Source organism: Paraburkholderia humisilvae, assembly GCF_902859855.1.
Lineage (GTDB): Bacteria > Pseudomonadota > Gammaproteobacteria > Burkholderiales > Burkholderiaceae > Paraburkholderia > Paraburkholderia humisilvae.
The window spans coordinates 96,387-112,162 of record NZ_CADIKH010000004.1 but is presented as its reverse complement, the minus strand read 5'-3'; the positions used below and the strand labels follow the sequence as shown (position 1 = coordinate 112,162).

Here is a 15,776-nt window from a genome sequence, read left to right as displayed (position 1 = left end):
TAAAACGGATCCATGCGCGGGGCTGCCTGGCGGCGCAGCTCGGCTGCCCACTATTGAGCCGGGTCGGGTACAAGCGTGATTTCGACCCGCCGGTTTTTCTCGCGCCCTTCGGGCATGTCATTGCCTGCGATCGGCCGCGTGTCGCCATAACCCTGAATCGCAAATTGCGTGGCGGGAATGCCCGATGCGTCGATCAGCCAGTCGCGCACTGCGGCGGCGCGTGCAACCGACAGCTTCAGATTGCTGTCCGGATTGCCGATCGCGTCGGTGTGCCCCGCGACCAGGATCCGCTTGCCCGGATTCGACTTGATCATGTCGAGCGCGCTGACCATCGCGCGTGTCGAGCCAGACTTCAGTTGCGCCTTGCCGCTGTCGAATAGCGACATGCTGTCGAGCGTGACGACCACGGGCGGCGCCGGCGGAGACTGATAGGTCGCGATCGCATCGTTGAGGACCGGGATCAGTTGCGCGCCGTGGTATAGGCCGAACGATAGTTGCAGCGGGATACCGAGGCGAGCGAAGTGCTCGAGTTGATCGCGGTCGGCGACGAGGGCTTGTAGCGCATCGCGTTTGGCCGAGTCGTGCTGTGCCGGGATCATCGCGTACCGGCGGAGATCGGCGCCGATACGATCGAGCAGCTTCGTGTTGTTGGACGTAGCGGCCCCAAAGGCGACGGCGGCGGCGCACGCGGTGAGGGCGAAAGCGTGGGCGAGCGCGGCGACTCGCGGTGACACCCAGAGCCGCCGCGGCATCGCGCTGATTAGCGGCTGCGGTAGGGGCCACGGTGACGGGGACGCGTTGACAGCGGCGGGCACGACAGCCGTTTGCGCTTCGACCTCGAGCTCCCATGGCTTGCCTGGGCCGGTTGCGGGGCCGCAATCGATCCAGCCGACGCCATACAGCGCGCACGGCGCGGACGGCTGGCGGCCGTCGGTCAGCACGTCGAGCACGACGCGCCGGGTCCAGCCGACGAGCGACGCGAGCGCGGCAGCGCGCGTGGCGGCGGTATGAGGCGTGCCTGCCCGTTGCGCTTCGGTTTCGGCGGCCTGGATGACCGATTCGAAGCGATCTTCGGTGACGCCTTGACGAAGTTCCTGTGGGGCGAGGCGCTCGCTCGACGACAGTCCATACCACTGAGGCGTGGTGACGCCAATTGCGGAACTGACTGCGTGCGGTTCGGTGGATACGGTCGCGGCTGCCTCCGACTGGGTTTCTTCGGATGTACCAATGGGGCGCTTGCGGGTGGCGCTACGCTGATAGACAGCGACGTAGCTCGGTAAGCGTGCGCCGAGCATGTGTGAAGCGTCGGCCAACACTTCGCGCATCATGCGCAGCCGCTGCGTTAGCACATCGATACCGGCGTGCAGCGCGGGTGCGATCGACAGCACGACGCCGTCCGGCACGCGGCCGTCGCGCCATTGTCTGACCGCGACCGACAGCCTCGGCACATCCTGATGCCGGTCGGCACGTAACCAGATCGCGCCGTCGCCCACATGCGCGAAGCGCGCCTCGCCACCACGGTCGAACAGTGCGGGCAAGCCATCGCCGGTGACGAGGACAAGCGGCATACGTGTGCGCAATTGAACGGGAATGTCGGCTGCCGCGATGCCGAGTGCCCTGAGCACGTGCGCGTTTTGGGCGCGGGCCACAGCGATCTGGCGGGTGCGCGACCAGACGAGTACGAGGGCAAGCAATCCGACCACCGCTGAGCACAGCGACGCCAGCGCGCGACTGACTGGCAGCACAAGCCAAAGGACAGTGAGCGCGAGTGCCGCGGTGAATACGACAACTGTGCGAAACGGGTAACCGAGACCTTCATCCGGGGGGTGTTCCGATTCATCAAACAGCCGCGTGTTCGCATTGGCCGTTGTTGTTGCGAACGAACCGTGGATTCCGGACCCGTAAGGCGGCGGTTGCAATGGCTTGGTTCCGGCCGTCGCTGTTTCAACCGGCTCGGCGTTTGCAATTGCTGATCTCATTGACGCACCGCCTGCGATACGAGATGCGCGAGTTTTGCATCGAGCGCCGCATTCCACACAAGCCATACCACGACGGCTGCCGCGCCGGCCGAGCACGCGATGGCCCACGGCGACAGGCGATAGAACCAATCCGCGATACGCCAGCCTGATCGGTCCACGACAAATGGTCGGTGGCGCTCCGAGCGCAGCGTGTCCAACTGCGCGTTAAGGGTGGCGATCAGCGCCGCTCGGTGGGCTTCGCCTTCGCCCGGTCCCGACGATTTCCATCGCGGGGACGCGTAACGGCCGACGAATCCGAGCGCGAGAATGGCTGCATAGTATTCGAGGAGTTCCGCATTCGGCGACGCTTCTCGCATGCGCTGTTCGAGCCGTTCGAACACGCGTTCGCCGGCGTCGTGCCGGTCGGTTCGCTGGACCTGCAAGGGCTGCGCATCCCACTTCGACCGTTGATCGACGGGCAAATGGGTGAGTGCCGATTCATCCAGCAGTCCGCATTGCGCGAGAAGTGCGTCTTCGCGGACGTCGTTCGGATAGCCGCGGTGTTCGAGCGCAGCCGAGAATGCATCGATCAGTTGTTCGGATTCCTTGCGTACGTCATCGAAGCTTCGCGTGGTGCCGCTAGTCGTCAACTGAGTGACGAGCAGGGCGGTGTCACGCAGCAGGCTGCGCATGTGCTGCGAGGATGGATGAGTTGCCCCGGTCGATTGATCGACCTGATCCATCAATCGGGTTTGACCATGTGCGAAATCAAATCGATTCATGAACGCAGCACCGCGTGAAGTTGAAGCGCCGCATCGGGGATCGATGCCGGCAGGTAGATCTGACAAGCGCGAGCGGCAAGCATGCGGTCATGTGCGGGATCGTCGGCGTCCAGCGCGAAATAGTGGTTGTCGAGACGGACCGGAATTGCCGATGGCACACGTTGGACCGACTTGAGGGGGATGCCCGTGAGCGCGGAGTTCACGATGTGCTCGACATCATCAGGGGCGCCGATCTTGCACAGCCGCGCGAATTGCTCAACCAGCTCGAAGGGCGGCAGCGATGAACTGACGGACAGATACCAGTCCGCCGCGTTCGTGGCAATGCGCTCGTCGAGGAAGTGACCGATCCACGTCGTCGCGTTTTTGTGTGTCAATTCGATCGATACCACGCGCGACGGGATGATGGAGTCAAGCAGTTCGCGAATCTTCGCTTCGAGCCGCGTGAAGATTTCGTCGGCGCGAGCGTGGTCATAGGACGGGATATCGGTGAGCTGCGCACCCGTCGAGAATGTCATCAGCACGCTGGTCAGGTACGCGAGCACTGCGTAGAGCCGTTCTGGCGGTTGCCCCGGGTGCGACGCGATAAACCGCAGTTGCGGCCAGGCGGCATGAAGGCAGTGAAGGAGCCAGAAAAGCTGCACGTCCGCAACACCGTACTCGGTGACCTGCTCGATGCGCTCGCCGCGCCGTGCGCCCAGCGCGACGCTCTTCGCGAGCAGGATGTCCGCGACGCGGTTCACGCGTTCGATATGCAGCGGATGGCTCTCCAGCGTGAGGCAGGGTGGCACGTAACGATGATCGAGCCGGAATTGACCGCTGGTTGTGCGCGTGAGACGCGCGATGGCGCACACAGTGTCGTCCGCGCACGGCTCGAAATCGAATAACAGGCGCACCGCGTGGCGCTCCGCGGCAATCTCCGCTTCGCCGGTGCCGTTATGGTCGGCGACCCGGACGAACTCGCGGAACGAGCGGCGCGGCCGCGCGAGCGCGGCTTCATCGAAACGGCAGTTGTTACCGTCCGCGTCCGGCAGCGCCAACGCGGCCAGCACCACGACACTTTGCAGATCGGCGGGCAGCCCTTGCGTGAGGTCGCGAGCAGGGGGCAGCGCATCGGTGACGGCGGTGTCAAACGGCGTGCCATCCGGAAAGCGCAGCCGCAGACGCGTGAGCTTGAGGCGCCCCGTGTCGAGTGCTTCTTCGTCGATCTCGACGCCGAGCGTGCCCCATGGCGCGGCGAGCGCAGCCGAGGCGAACTGGCGCAGCGAGAAATCAGCCCACCGTTCCTGTTGCTGGAAGTGCTGCTGCGTGAGGATCAGGCCTTCATGCCAAAGCGGTTTATCGATCCGCATAGGTGTGGTGTAAGTCGGTTTATGAGTTATGAAAGGGCGACGATTAAATCACAATGAGACAAATACATAGAAATTTCAGAACTATGGCCGGTTAAAAGCGAATTGCCGGCATGTCTATTTTTGCTGGATTGTTATTCGTGGAGGCGGAGTGTACGCGATGTTCAAATCAATGGCAAATATTTATTTTGAGATTTTAAGATATCTAATGATATTCAGAAAATGTTAAATTAACTGCGTTAAGCATATATTTTGTTTAGAAACTTCCTATGTAGTCTATATCTGACAGGGTGGCACGTAAGACGGCTGCGGAACCCTTTCAGATGGTGTTTGCAAAGATTTGTCAAATTGATATTTTGGGACATGATTTTCGCCAAATTTCATGCGAACATAATCAGCCGGACGATACCGAACAAATCCGTTTGTTTTATTTGAGCGGAAAGAGTTTGCGCGTCCTCCTGAATAGATCGCCAAACCTGATTGGATGCGTTCTGCGGGAATCCATTATCTGAATAAATTGAAGAGGACACGGATGGACAGCTTCCAGCGCGAAATTCCGAAGAGTCGCGTCTCGATTACATTGGACCTGCATACGGGCGGCGCCCAGAAAAAGGTCGAGTTACCACTGAAATTGCTGGTTGCAGGCGATTTCAGCGCGGGCCGCGAGCAGGCGCCGCTCGCCGAGCGCAAGAAGGTCAATATCGACAAGCACAACTTCGACGCGGTGCTGGCCGACCATGCGCCCGATCTCAAGCTCGGCGTGCCAAACACGCTCGCAGGCGACGGCTCCGAACTGCCGGTGAACCTCGCGTTCCGCTCGGTGAAGGACTTCGAGCCAGAGCAGGTGGCGCGGCAGATTCCCGAACTGCAGGCATTGCTCGCCGTGCGCAATCTGCTGCGCGACCTCAAGTCGAACCTGCTCGACAACGGCACATTCCGTCGCGAGTTCGAACGCATCCTGAAGGACAAACATCTGTCGGACAGGCTGCGCGGCGAACTCGCACAGATTGGAAACGCGGCGACCCAGCCGGAGGGACATGCGTAAGCGAGTCTCGAGCAAACCGGCGCTTAGCGCATTCCGCAATCACCTAGCCGTACCAACGCAGGCAGACAACGAAATGAAGCAACAGAACGAAACCCGCCACGGGGAAACTGAAACCGTCGTACTGAACGCACCGCAGAGCGCATCCTTTGCTGAGACCGACAGCTTGTATGCGTCACTGTGCAGCAAGATCAACCTGAAGCCCGTCAGCGAGGCGCGGCCGCTCGAGGCCTTTCGCGACAACGACATGTTATCCGAAGCGTCGGCTGATGAACGGATCGCCCGTGGCATGGGCGCGTTCCTCGAGTTGATCAGCGACGCGAGCCAACCGGTCGACCGCCTCGACAAGTCCCTGCTCGATTTCCATATCGGCCAGATTGACCGGCGGATCAGCCGTCAACTGGACGCGGTGATGCATCACCCGGATTTCCAGGCACTGGAAGGACGTTGGCGTGGGCTGAAAATGCTCGTGTCGCGCACGGACTTCCGCAAGAACGCGAAGATCGAAGTGCTGGACGTGTCGAAGGACACACTGATGCGCGACTTCGAAGACACACCGGAGATCATTCAGAGCGGTTTGTATCGCCTGACGTACATCGAGGAATACGACACGCCGGGCGGCCAGCCGGTCAGCGCGATGATCAGCGATTTCGAATTCGCCAATTCGCCGCAGGACGTCGCGCTGTTGCGCAACATTTCGAAAGTCGCGGCGGCGGCACACATGCCGTTTGTCGGCTCGGTCGGCGCTGCGTTCTTTGGCAAGCAGACCATGGAAGAAGTCGCGTCGATACAGGACATCGGCAACTACTTCGATCGCGCGGAGTACATCAAGTGGAAGAGCTTTCGCGATACCGACGACGCCCGCTATGTCGGCCTGACGATGCCGCGCGTGCTGGGGCGCTTGCCGTACGGCAAAGACACGACACCGGTGCGGGCGTTTAACTATGAGGAAGCGGTCAAAGGTCCGGACCACGATCGTTACCTGTGGGTCAATGCATCGTTCGCGTTTGCGGCGAACATGGTGCGCAGCTTCGTCAACAACGGTTGGTGCGTGCAGATTCGCGGCCCGCAGGCGGGCGGCAAGGTTGAAGATCTGCCTGTCCACCTGTATGACCTGGGAACCGGCGCACAGCCGAAGATTCCGACCGAAGTCCTGATTCCCGAGACGCGCGAGTTCGAGTTCGCCAACCTCGGTTTCATCCCGCTGTCGTTCTACAAGAACCACGACTTTGCGTGCTTCTTCTCGGCCAACTCCGCGCAGAAACCCGCGATCTACGAGACAAAGGAAGCGACTGCGAACAGCCGCATCAACGCGCGGCTGCCGTACATCTTCCTGCTGTCGCGCATCGCCCACTACCTGAAGCTGATCCAGCGCGAGAACATCGGTACGACCAAAGACCGCCGCTTGCTCGAGCTTGAGCTGAATAACTGGATCAAAGGGCTCGTCACCGAGATGAAGGACCCGGGTGACGAATTGCAGGCTTCACACCCGCTGCGCGAAGCAAAGGTGACCGTCGAGGACATCGAGGACAACCCGGGCTTCTTCCGCATCAAGCTGTTCATCGTGCCGCACTTCCAGGTCGAAGGGATGGACATTGGCTTGTCGCTGGTGTCGCAGATGCCGAAGGGGAAGAACTGATCCGCAGGTCATGTTTGAACAGCCAGGGCGCCGCGTGGCGCTCCGGCAGCGCGTGTCCATTCGCCGGTCGCACGTTGGTGGGGAGAGGTCGAAGATGTCGATGATTCTGCCTTCGCAGGCATACGAACTCAAGCTGGCGCCGCATCCGGCGCCGTTCTCGGTTGTGAAATTCACCGGGCGCGATGCGCTCGGTGAGTTGTATCGCTACGAGATCGAGTTCACAAGCGAAGTGGCCGGCATTCCGATGGATCAGGTGCTCGGCCGGCCGGCGAAATTCATTGTCGATCCGATCGATCCAGACCTCGCGTACTTGCGCAAGATGTTTGGGGAGAACGCGGAGCAGTTCAGCAAGAAGCCGGCGGCGTACACGATCCACGGCATCATCACGCAGTTCGACGAGTTTGAGACGTCCGCCGACGAGACGCGTTACAGCGTCGTGCTCGAGCCCAGGCTCGCCGATCTGAACCGCGCGGTGACGAGCCGTCTGTTCCAGAAACAGTCAGTCGAGGAGATTGTTACCGACACGTTGCGGCACTATGGGTTCCAGGCAGGCGTCGATTTCTCGTTCCAGCTGCGCGCACAGTACAAACGTCACGAGTACGTCACGCAGTACCACGAGACGACGTTGGGTTTTATCCAGCGCATTTGCGCGGAGGAAGGGATCTGGTTCCGCTGGGAGCAGAAGAAGGACCGCGCGATGATCGTGTTCGGCGACGATCTTGACGCTTATGCGCGCAAGCAGCGCACGGTTCCGCATCGCAGCGACTCGGGCCTCGAAAGCGTCGGCGCCGATTCGATCAAGTCACTCGGGCGAGAAATGCAGCGAGTGCCGGAAGCCGTGCGTCTGCACGACTATAACCATCGCCACGCGGACGTGAAGCTGCTCGTCGAAGAAAACGCGGCGCGCGGTGACAAGACGACCAACGCTGTCGACTACCGCTGGGGCGAGCACTATGAAACGCCGGAAGAGGGCAAGCGCATTGCCCGTCTGCGCCACGAAGCGTATCTGGCTAGCCAGATCACGTTCAAGGGCACGGGCAATCCATTCTGGCTCGAAGCCGGCGAGGTCATGCGGATCGACCCGAACCCCGCGGACGCGAAGCACGGCATTTTTGTTACGTCGGTTGAGTCGCACGGCGGTCGCGGCCAGTCATACGGGGTGACGTTTCAAGGGATTCCATCGGACCGGGTCTGGCGCACGTCAATGACGTCGATCCAACGTCCGGCGATCGATGGCATCCTTCCCGCGCGTATCACATCACCCGGCAACTACAAATACGCGTACCTGACCGAGCAGGGCTGGTACGTGATTGTCCTGCCGTTCGATCTCGATGAATGGAGTCCGGGTGGCACGAGCCGGCCGGTGCGATTCGCGAAGCCGTATAGCGGCGATAAGTATGGACATCACTTTCCGCTGATTGATGGAGCGGAAGTGGCGGTCATCTTCACGCAGGGCAATCCGGACAGGCCGGTAATCATCGGGGCCTTGCACGACAGCTTGCATCCTGACCTCGTCAACAACCTGAATCACACGCGGAACCTCATCGTGACTGCCGGCGGCAACACGATGCGGATGGAGGACAAGGAGGGGAGCGAGCACGTCCATGTGATGAGCCCGTACCAGCGCAGCGAGCTCAATCTCGGGCACATGGTCGACGCGAATCGTAACGAGCGAGGTAAGGGAGCGGAACTCCGTACCGGCGAACATGCTGCGGTACGCGGCGTAAAAGGCGTCATCGTTTCCGCCGACGAACAATCGGCGGTCGATGGCAAGCAACTGGACATGCGGGCGGCCCAGAGGCTGCTCGAGCAGGCGTTGCAGCAGATGGAATCGCTTGCTGAGGCGGCAAAGGCCGCCGAGGCGATCGCTGCGGACTACTCGAAGCAGAAAGCTTTTCTGGATGAGACGCTGAGCGAATTGAAAAAGGCGAGTGTGCTGGTCAGCGCGCCGGCGGGCGTCGCGCTGGTGTCTGGCGATCATCTGCAACTCGCAACCGACAAGAACCTCATTGCAACTGCGGGCGGCAACGCAGACATAGGCGTTGTCAGGCGATTCACCGTCGCCGCGGGCGAAGCTGTGTCGATGTTCGCCGCCAAACTCGGTATGAAATTGCTCGCTGCGAAGGGGAAGGTCGTCATCCAGGCACAGGGCGACGAGATGGCGCTGGCCGCGCTCAAAGACCTGACCATCAGCAGCGCCGACGGTCGACTCGAGCTGACTGCGCACACGGAGGTGCGGATTGGTGCCGGCGGCTCGTTCGTCAAAATCGACGCCAATGGGATCGAGAACTGCACGGCGGGGGACATTCTCGAAAGATGCGCGTCGTGGAACAAGGCTACCGCGGCGTCCGCGCAAGTGAGCACGGTTCTGCCCAATAGCCTGCCGACCGAACGGCTGATGCTGAACCTGGGGTCCTCGCCCTCCGCGATGGCGGCCATCCCGCAAGACGTTCCCTACAAGCTTTTTGCGCAAGGTGCGTTGGTCGCGCAGGGCGTGACGGACGCGACAGGTTACGTCGCCGTCGACCATCGACCGGGCACGCAATCGTATCGGCTCGAACTGCGAAATGGCGTTGCTTACAACATTTCGGTAGGCGAGGCGTTTCGTGGGGATGCCACTAACGGCCAAATGGCGAATCAGGGGTTCCACTATTTCGAGCAAGGCGCGACTGGCGACGGAGAGGATCGGTCCGCGCATCGCCAGCGCTACCACCGGTTGTTGAATCGCGATACGCAAGCCGACGCGGGTGGTCCGGGAGCCGAAGCATGAGCCAGACACCGGCGATTAATGTACCGATTGCGCGATCGTGTGGCAACTCGGCGACGCTGACCTTGCCGTACTTCGTGCAGAGAGCGGAATACGCGCCGAAGGAGGCCACGCATCGTCCGTTGGTGAACGGCGAAGAGGCGTTTGGAGCCTTATATGATGCGCTTGCCGAAGCGCAACACAGCATCGATATCGTGTGCTGGGGTTTCCAGCCGTCGATGTATTTCAAACGCGGCGCCGTGGGGCAAGGGTCGTTGCCAATCGGGCAATTGTTATTGGAGCGAGCCAGGCAGAACGTCAAGGTGCGCTTGTTGGTGTGGGGTGACAAGGCGCACGTCGCGCAGTTTCTGGAAAACATGATGCCGGGCGGCCGGTTCTCGACGAAGCCGGATAACCGGAATTCGACGCAGCGGGAGTTTGATGCCTGGTGGTACGGGCAGGTCAACCTGGATAAGAAGAATCAGCGAGGAACGGACACGAGTGCCGTCGACGTTCTACCGTTCCCGGCGAACCTTACGGAAAAGGTTGGCGAGCAGGTGGTCAGGCGCACGCGGTTACCCTCTCGTGATCCCGCGTTCAACAACATTGAATTCGCGACACGCGATTTCGACTTGGCTGAGCGTGCTGAGATCGCGTGGCGGACTGCGAACGATAGTGCGTACACCGATCGGAGCACGGGCACAAAGGTCATGAATAGTGTGGCGATGGGGGCGGCGCCGTCACACCATCAAAAGACGGTGTTGATCGACTACGAACATCCAGAACTGGCGACCGGTTTTGTGATGGGGCACAACACGCTGGACGAGTATTGGGACAGCAGCGGCCACGGCTATCTGCGGATGCATCCGCAAATGGGGCGGAATGGTTTTCTCCCGCGACAGGATATGTCCGCTCGGGTGACGGGGCCGATCCTGATCGATCTGAACCGGAACTTCTGCGAGGCGTGGGATGCGGCGACGGGGCAAGCGTTGACCAAGCAGCGAGCAGCCGCGAAAGCGCCCCTGCTCAATTGCGGTAGTGACGACGTTCCCGTGATGGCGCAGATAGTACGCACACAATCGCAGCACGGCAAAGGTGGTGTTCGTGATATCGAAAAGATGTACCTGCAAGCGATCAACAACACGACCAACTTTGTCTACATCGAAAACCAGTATTTCCGATTTCCGCCGCTGGCGGAAAAGCTCGTTGCGTTGGCCAATGCCTATCAGGCAGGCGGTCGCAAGACGCCGCTTTATCTGTTTGTGGTGACGAACTCGAGCGACGATGGTATAGGCGCTGGCACCATGAGTACCTACCACATGCTCAACGCGCTGGGGCGCGCGGATGTTCTGCCGGGGGTGGCGAAACTGGAGCGTGCAGACGACTTGAAGAAGCAATACACCGAAGCGCTCGAGGTAAAGAAAAGGGCCGACCAGGCGCTTGAGAGTGCGACACATGCGCCAGTCGATCCTTTTTCAAGTTCGGCACAGTACGCGGTGAACAATCTTGTTGCGAGTCAGCAAGAGGCTGCGCGGCGCGTGGACGAGTTGAAGACTCAATTGGAGAAGGCCAGAACTGAGGACCCTCAGAAGCTGAACGTTCCCGGCCTCAACGTGCACATCTGCACGCTTGTGCCGCCAGACACGCCGAAGGGGATGCCTTGGGAAGAAGTGTATATCCATTCCAAGCTGATGATCATCGATGACGTGTTTGTTACGCACGGTTCGGCGAATGTGAATCTTCGGAGCATGGAGGTGGATAGCGAGTTGAACATATGCCATGAGTCAATGCGGGTGACGCAGCCGTTGCGGGAGAAGTTGTGGGGGATTCATACGGGTGGGATGGGGACCGGCAAGAAGGGCTTGGGTGGTCGGTTGGACGCAAAGGATGCATTTAAGGAGTGGGGAAATATTATTTCCGAAAATAAGGCCAGAAAATCAATAAATTTTAGTGAACCTTACGCATCTTTAATCGAATTTTATAAAGGTAATCCTGGTCGATCATATTTTGATTAAGAAATGAAAACTGCCTCTTTGATTTTTCTGTTGACTACTGGTTTAGCTGCTTGTTCGAAGGAGAACGACTTGGCCGGTTTGCCTGACATTGCTAGCGTACGTACCAATCTGGCATTTACCTGCACACACGAAGCAGACCGCCTGCCCGCGCTCAGTCCGGACGCGGATACGCTGTTCCGTTATGGCCGCTATCTGCAAACGCGCGATGGCTCGAAGGACTTCGACGAGATTGCACGGTATTACCGTATCGCGGCAGCACATGGCCATTACAAGGCGAACCATAACGTGCAGCAGCTGGTGTCGCGCGGCATGGCCAGTTCGCCGTATGGTCCGCACGAGGCAGTCGAATGGGCAAGTCAACTGGTCAATCATGAAATCCCGACGGGTTATTACGACATCGGCTATTACCTGAACTCCGGCTACGGCCTGAAACAGAATATGGAACTGGCACTGAAGTACATCCGCAAGGCGGCTGACCTCGGCAACGCCGATGCACAATACTATGTTTCACAACTGCTGTTCCCTCGTGACAGGGCACCAGAGATTGCTTGGCAAATGTTGGAATGTGCTGCTGATCAAGGTCATAAAAAGGGAGCACTGGAATTAGGGCTGAGTCAAAAAAATAAAGGATTATTTAGAGAAGCTTCCATAACCCTCCAGAAGGGCGTGGCTTCTGGCGAAAGCATATCGGCGCTGGTTCTTGAAAAATCATTTCTAGCTCCACCGGCAACGGATGAAGGGCATTATCTCAACTTGCCAAAAGATACTGAGCGGTCCAGACGATATAAATTGATAGGCGACTTTCTGGACAGCAACGAATTGAGCAATCCGAAGGTCCCTGATATTGACAAGATCGTCCCGTTGCCGCCGGCACAGTTGCCCCCATGGGACGGCACATTTCAATGGGAACGGGAGCGGGCGAACATTCCGCTAAAGCCTTCTGACGAACTGATCAACCGGCTTGCCAAAGAAAAGAACCTGGACCCTGCAACAGGCTTGCTGCTATCGGCTTCGTCTCAGACCTCGCAGGTGGACGAGCGAGCGAAGCTGGCGCGCGTGGCACTCGGTACGACAGTACGGGCCGGGGCGAAATGTCCGGAAAGCGGCACATGGTGCACGGAAATACGGGCAGGACTGCGAGGCGAGACGATGCAGCATTTCCGCAAGGGCGACACGATGCCGATGCTGGACGTCTACGAGCCACGCGTGTTCGAATGGCTGGACAGCATGCTGGGCAAGCGTCGCTACACGACGGACGTGATCTGGACGTTGACAGCTTACGGGGATCAGGCGTAATGCGAGCCATACCGATCAAACGTGCCGCAACGGCGATGTGCTTCGTGCTGCTGGCGAGCGGCTGCTCGAACAGGAGTGACGCGTTGCCCGGAGTGTTAGCCGTGCGTGACGTGCGAGCCAATCTGGCATTCACCTGCGCACACGAAGCAGACCGCCTGCCCGTACTCGACGCAGAGGCCGATGCGCTGTTCCGCTATGGCCGCTATCTGCAGACGCGCGATGGCTCGAAGGATTTCGATGAGGTGGCACGCTACTACCGTATCGCGGCGGCACACGGCCATTACAAGGCAAACCATAACGTGCAGCAACTGGTGTCTCAAGGTATGGCGAGTTCGCCAGATGCGCCGCGCGAGGCGGTCGAATGGGCGAGCCAACTGGTCAATCAAGGGATTCCGACGGGTTACTACGATATCGGCTATTACCTGAACTCCGGCTATGGCCTGAAGCAGAACAGGGAATTGGCGCTAAAGTACATCCGCAAGGCAGCGGATCTCGGCAATGCTGATGCTCAATATTACGTTTCAGAAATACTGGCTCCTCATGACAAGGCACCAGATGTTGCAGACAAAATGCTGGAATGCGCCACCGATCAGCGATATGGAATTGCCGCGTTCCAATTGGGCATAAATCGTCAAGATGATCAAAAATACGCTGATGCTGTCGTGGCATATCAGAAAGGTGTGACGGCCGGCCACAGTGGTTCGGCAAGGATGCTAGAGATGTCGTTCCTGGCTCCTTCCGTTACCCGCGATCTTCATTTCCTCAATCTGGCAAAAGATTTGGAGCGTTCGCGTCGTTACGGGGCGATATGGAATTTTCTGACGCGAAACGAATTGAGCAACCCGAAGGTCGCTGATATTGACAAGATTGTCCCGTTGCCGCCGGCGCAACTGCCCCCATGGGACGGCACATTTCAATGGGAAAGAGAGCGGGTGAATGCGCCACAGAAGCCATCCGATGAACTGATCAACCGGCTCGCCAGAGAAAAGAACCTGGACCCTGCAACAGGCTTGCCGCTATCGGCTTCGTCTCAAACCTCGCAGGTGGACGAGCGAGCGAAGCTGGCGCGCGTGGCACTCGGTACGACAGTACGTGCCGGGGCGAAATGTCCTGAAGGCGGCACATGGTGCACGCAGATACGGGCAGGACTGCGGGGCGAGACGATGCAGCGTTTCCGCAAGGGCGACCTGATGCCGATGCTGGACGTCTACGAGCCGCGCGTGTTCGCATGGCTTGACAGCATGCTGGGCAAGCGCCGCTACACCACGGACGTGATCTGGACGCTGACAGCTTACGGGGATCTGGCGTAATGCGGGCTATACCGATCAAATGTGGCGCAACGGCGATGTGGTTCGGAAACCGACACACGCGCCACGTAGCCTCAAGTAGCACAACACCTGATGCAACACATGGAACCAAAGAAATTTCCCACCTCAACCCCAACTCAACAAGGATTCCAAACCCATGACCAACCTCATACGCCTGGGCGACGTCACCGATCACGGCGGAAAAGTGATCACCGCATCAGCCACGATGTGCTTCGAAGGCAGACACGTCGCACGCAAAGGCGACGAAGTGACATGTCCAAAGCACGACATCCGTCCCAATCTGATCATCGAAGGCGACGAAACCATGCTGGACGATGGCATCCCGATCGCCCAACATGGCCATCGGACGATGTGCGGATGCCGACTGATTTCGAGCCTGATCTGAACGCCCCGTCATGCCCGTAGACCTTCCCGCACTCGATCTCCAGGAGACTGGACCGAAACCACCACGAGCAATCGTCTGGTTCGGCGTGTTTGTGCTGATCATGTGCGCAGGCGTGCTGATCAGCCTGTTGACCTGGCCAAACGGCGAGCCCACCCATACAACGTGGTTCTGGATACGCCTGCTCGCGCTCCCCGCGTTGGTGTGGTGCGTGACGTTTGGTCTGCGCCTGCACTACTACGACGAGGAGACTCAGCGGCTGCAGGCAGAGCGTGATGTCCGCGCCGAGGACCGGGAAAAGGCATTGCGGTTCGCGAGCGAGCCGCTGGCCGTGCTCGGCTGCGCCTATCTGACCCAGCCCGGCACGGCGGACACGGCCAGAAAGATAGCCAATGGCGAACTCGCATTGGTCGCGCAGACATCGCACGCCGGCACCCATGCGGTACGTCATACCGCATTGGAATTGAACGAAGACGAAAACGAGAATGAGCCCGGCCGCTACCGTGCCTGCTTCACCGCGTTGTTGAAGCAGATTGAAGACGCCGTTGCCGCAATACCGAACCGGATACCGCTTAGCGTACGCCTGCACCTGCCCCCCGATGCCGATCAGAAAAGTCTGCTCAACACATGGCAATCGTGCTGGTCTGAGCGGAACTTTCGTCAGGTGCAGGCGAAGCCGCTGTCCACGAAAAAAGGAATGATGGCACTGGACGAATGGCTGGATATTCGTGGCGGCCCATCCCTTGAACGAGCCACATTGTTCGTTTCGGTACAACTGCACGATAGCCCACCGCAATCAAGCGCGGAGGCAGCGGTCGGCATTCTGTTCGCATGGGCGCCGCTCGCCGACCGTTACGCGTTGCGCACTCAGGCGATGCTGCACCGACCGGTGGAAGCCGGAGACTCCGGCCTGGAAGTCGCGCTTTCCAAAGTATTGCAATGGGGCAAGACGCTGCCCGCTGAGATCCGCGACCTCTGGCAGGCCGGCCTGCCCTCAACGGAGAAGGGCGCACTCGTTCAGGCGGCTTCGAATACGAACCTGGCTGTTTCACTAACCACCGGCCTCACAGGCGTACACGACGTCGATCAAGCGATCGGCAACCCCGGCGTGTGCGCCGGCTGGCTCGCCACCGCGCTTGCGATCGAACACGCGGTGCAAACCGGCGCGCCCCAACTCATCGCATCGCACGAAGGGCAACTGCGGCTTGCTGTCTGCCGTCCTTCCCGCGCATAAACACAACG

The 15,776-nt window shown here is 59.6% G+C and carries 11 protein-coding genes; 8 read left to right on the top strand and 3 right to left on the bottom strand.

What is annotated here, in order from left to right; all coding sequences use genetic code 11:
- Positions 1-50: 50 nt before the first annotated feature.
- Genes HV796_RS05120 through tssK form a run of 3 tightly spaced genes read right to left on the bottom strand, consistent with a single transcriptional unit; the run spans position 51 to position 4,089 of the window.
- Entirely contained in the window at positions 51-1,979 is a 1,929-nt protein-coding gene (locus tag HV796_RS05120) for an OmpA family protein (protein WP_175225378.1), read from the bottom strand.
- Positions 1,976-2,740 carry a DotU family type IV/VI secretion system protein gene (locus HV796_RS05115; RefSeq protein ID WP_343052856.1) on the bottom strand — a complete coding sequence of 255 codons (765 nt, stop codon included), beginning with the start codon at positions 2,738-2,740 and terminating at the stop codon, positions 1,976-1,978. The genes HV796_RS05120 and HV796_RS05115 overlap by 4 nt, the downstream gene beginning before the upstream one ends.
- A complete protein-coding gene (tssK, locus tag HV796_RS05110; protein WP_175225377.1) occupies positions 2,737-4,089 on the bottom strand; it encodes a type VI secretion system baseplate subunit TssK in 1,353 nt (450 codons plus the stop codon). The genes HV796_RS05115 and tssK overlap by 4 nt, the downstream gene beginning before the upstream one ends.
- Before the next feature lie 529 nt (positions 4,090-4,618).
- Between tssK and tssB the strand changes: the two genes are divergently transcribed.
- From tssB to HV796_RS05070, 8 genes are all read left to right on the top strand, one after another.
- A complete protein-coding gene (gene tssB, locus HV796_RS05105; protein WP_175225376.1) occupies positions 4,619-5,131 on the top strand; it encodes a type VI secretion system contractile sheath small subunit in 513 nt (170 codons plus the stop codon).
- Positions 5,132-5,204: 73 nt separating this feature from the next.
- Positions 5,205-6,767 carry a type VI secretion system contractile sheath large subunit gene (tssC, locus tag HV796_RS05100; RefSeq protein ID WP_175225375.1) on the top strand — a complete coding sequence of 521 codons (1,563 nt, stop codon included), beginning with the start codon at positions 5,205-5,207 and terminating at the stop codon, positions 6,765-6,767.
- 94 nt (positions 6,768-6,861) lie between these two features.
- Positions 6,862-9,537: a type VI secretion system Vgr family protein gene (locus tag HV796_RS05095; RefSeq protein WP_175225374.1), complete on the top strand. Its 2,676-nt coding sequence runs from the start codon at positions 6,862-6,864 to the stop codon at positions 9,535-9,537.
- Positions 9,534-11,528 (top strand): phospholipase D-like domain-containing protein, encoded by a 1,995-nt coding sequence (locus HV796_RS05090; protein ID WP_175225373.1) that lies wholly within the window; start codon positions 9,534-9,536, stop codon positions 11,526-11,528. The genes HV796_RS05095 and HV796_RS05090 overlap by 4 nt, the downstream gene beginning before the upstream one ends.
- Before the next feature lie 3 nt (positions 11,529-11,531).
- On the top strand, positions 11,532-12,824 hold the full coding sequence (locus HV796_RS05085; protein ID WP_175225372.1) for an SEL1-like repeat protein: 1,293 nt from the start codon (positions 11,532-11,534) through the stop codon (positions 12,822-12,824).
- 35 nt (positions 12,825-12,859) lie between these two features.
- Positions 12,860-14,134 carry an SEL1-like repeat protein gene (locus tag HV796_RS05080; protein WP_246355703.1) on the top strand — a complete coding sequence of 425 codons (1,275 nt, stop codon included), beginning with the start codon at positions 12,860-12,862 and terminating at the stop codon, positions 14,132-14,134.
- Positions 14,135-14,288: 154 nt separating this feature from the next.
- Positions 14,289-14,537, top strand: a complete 249-nt coding sequence (locus tag HV796_RS05075) for a PAAR domain-containing protein (RefSeq protein WP_175225370.1) — start codon at positions 14,289-14,291, stop codon at positions 14,535-14,537.
- An 85-nt stretch (positions 14,538-14,622) separates the two neighbouring features.
- Positions 14,623-15,768: a hypothetical protein gene (locus tag HV796_RS05070; RefSeq protein WP_246355702.1), complete on the top strand. Its 1,146-nt coding sequence runs from the start codon at positions 14,623-14,625 to the stop codon at positions 15,766-15,768.
- Positions 15,769-15,776 lie beyond the last annotated feature (8 nt).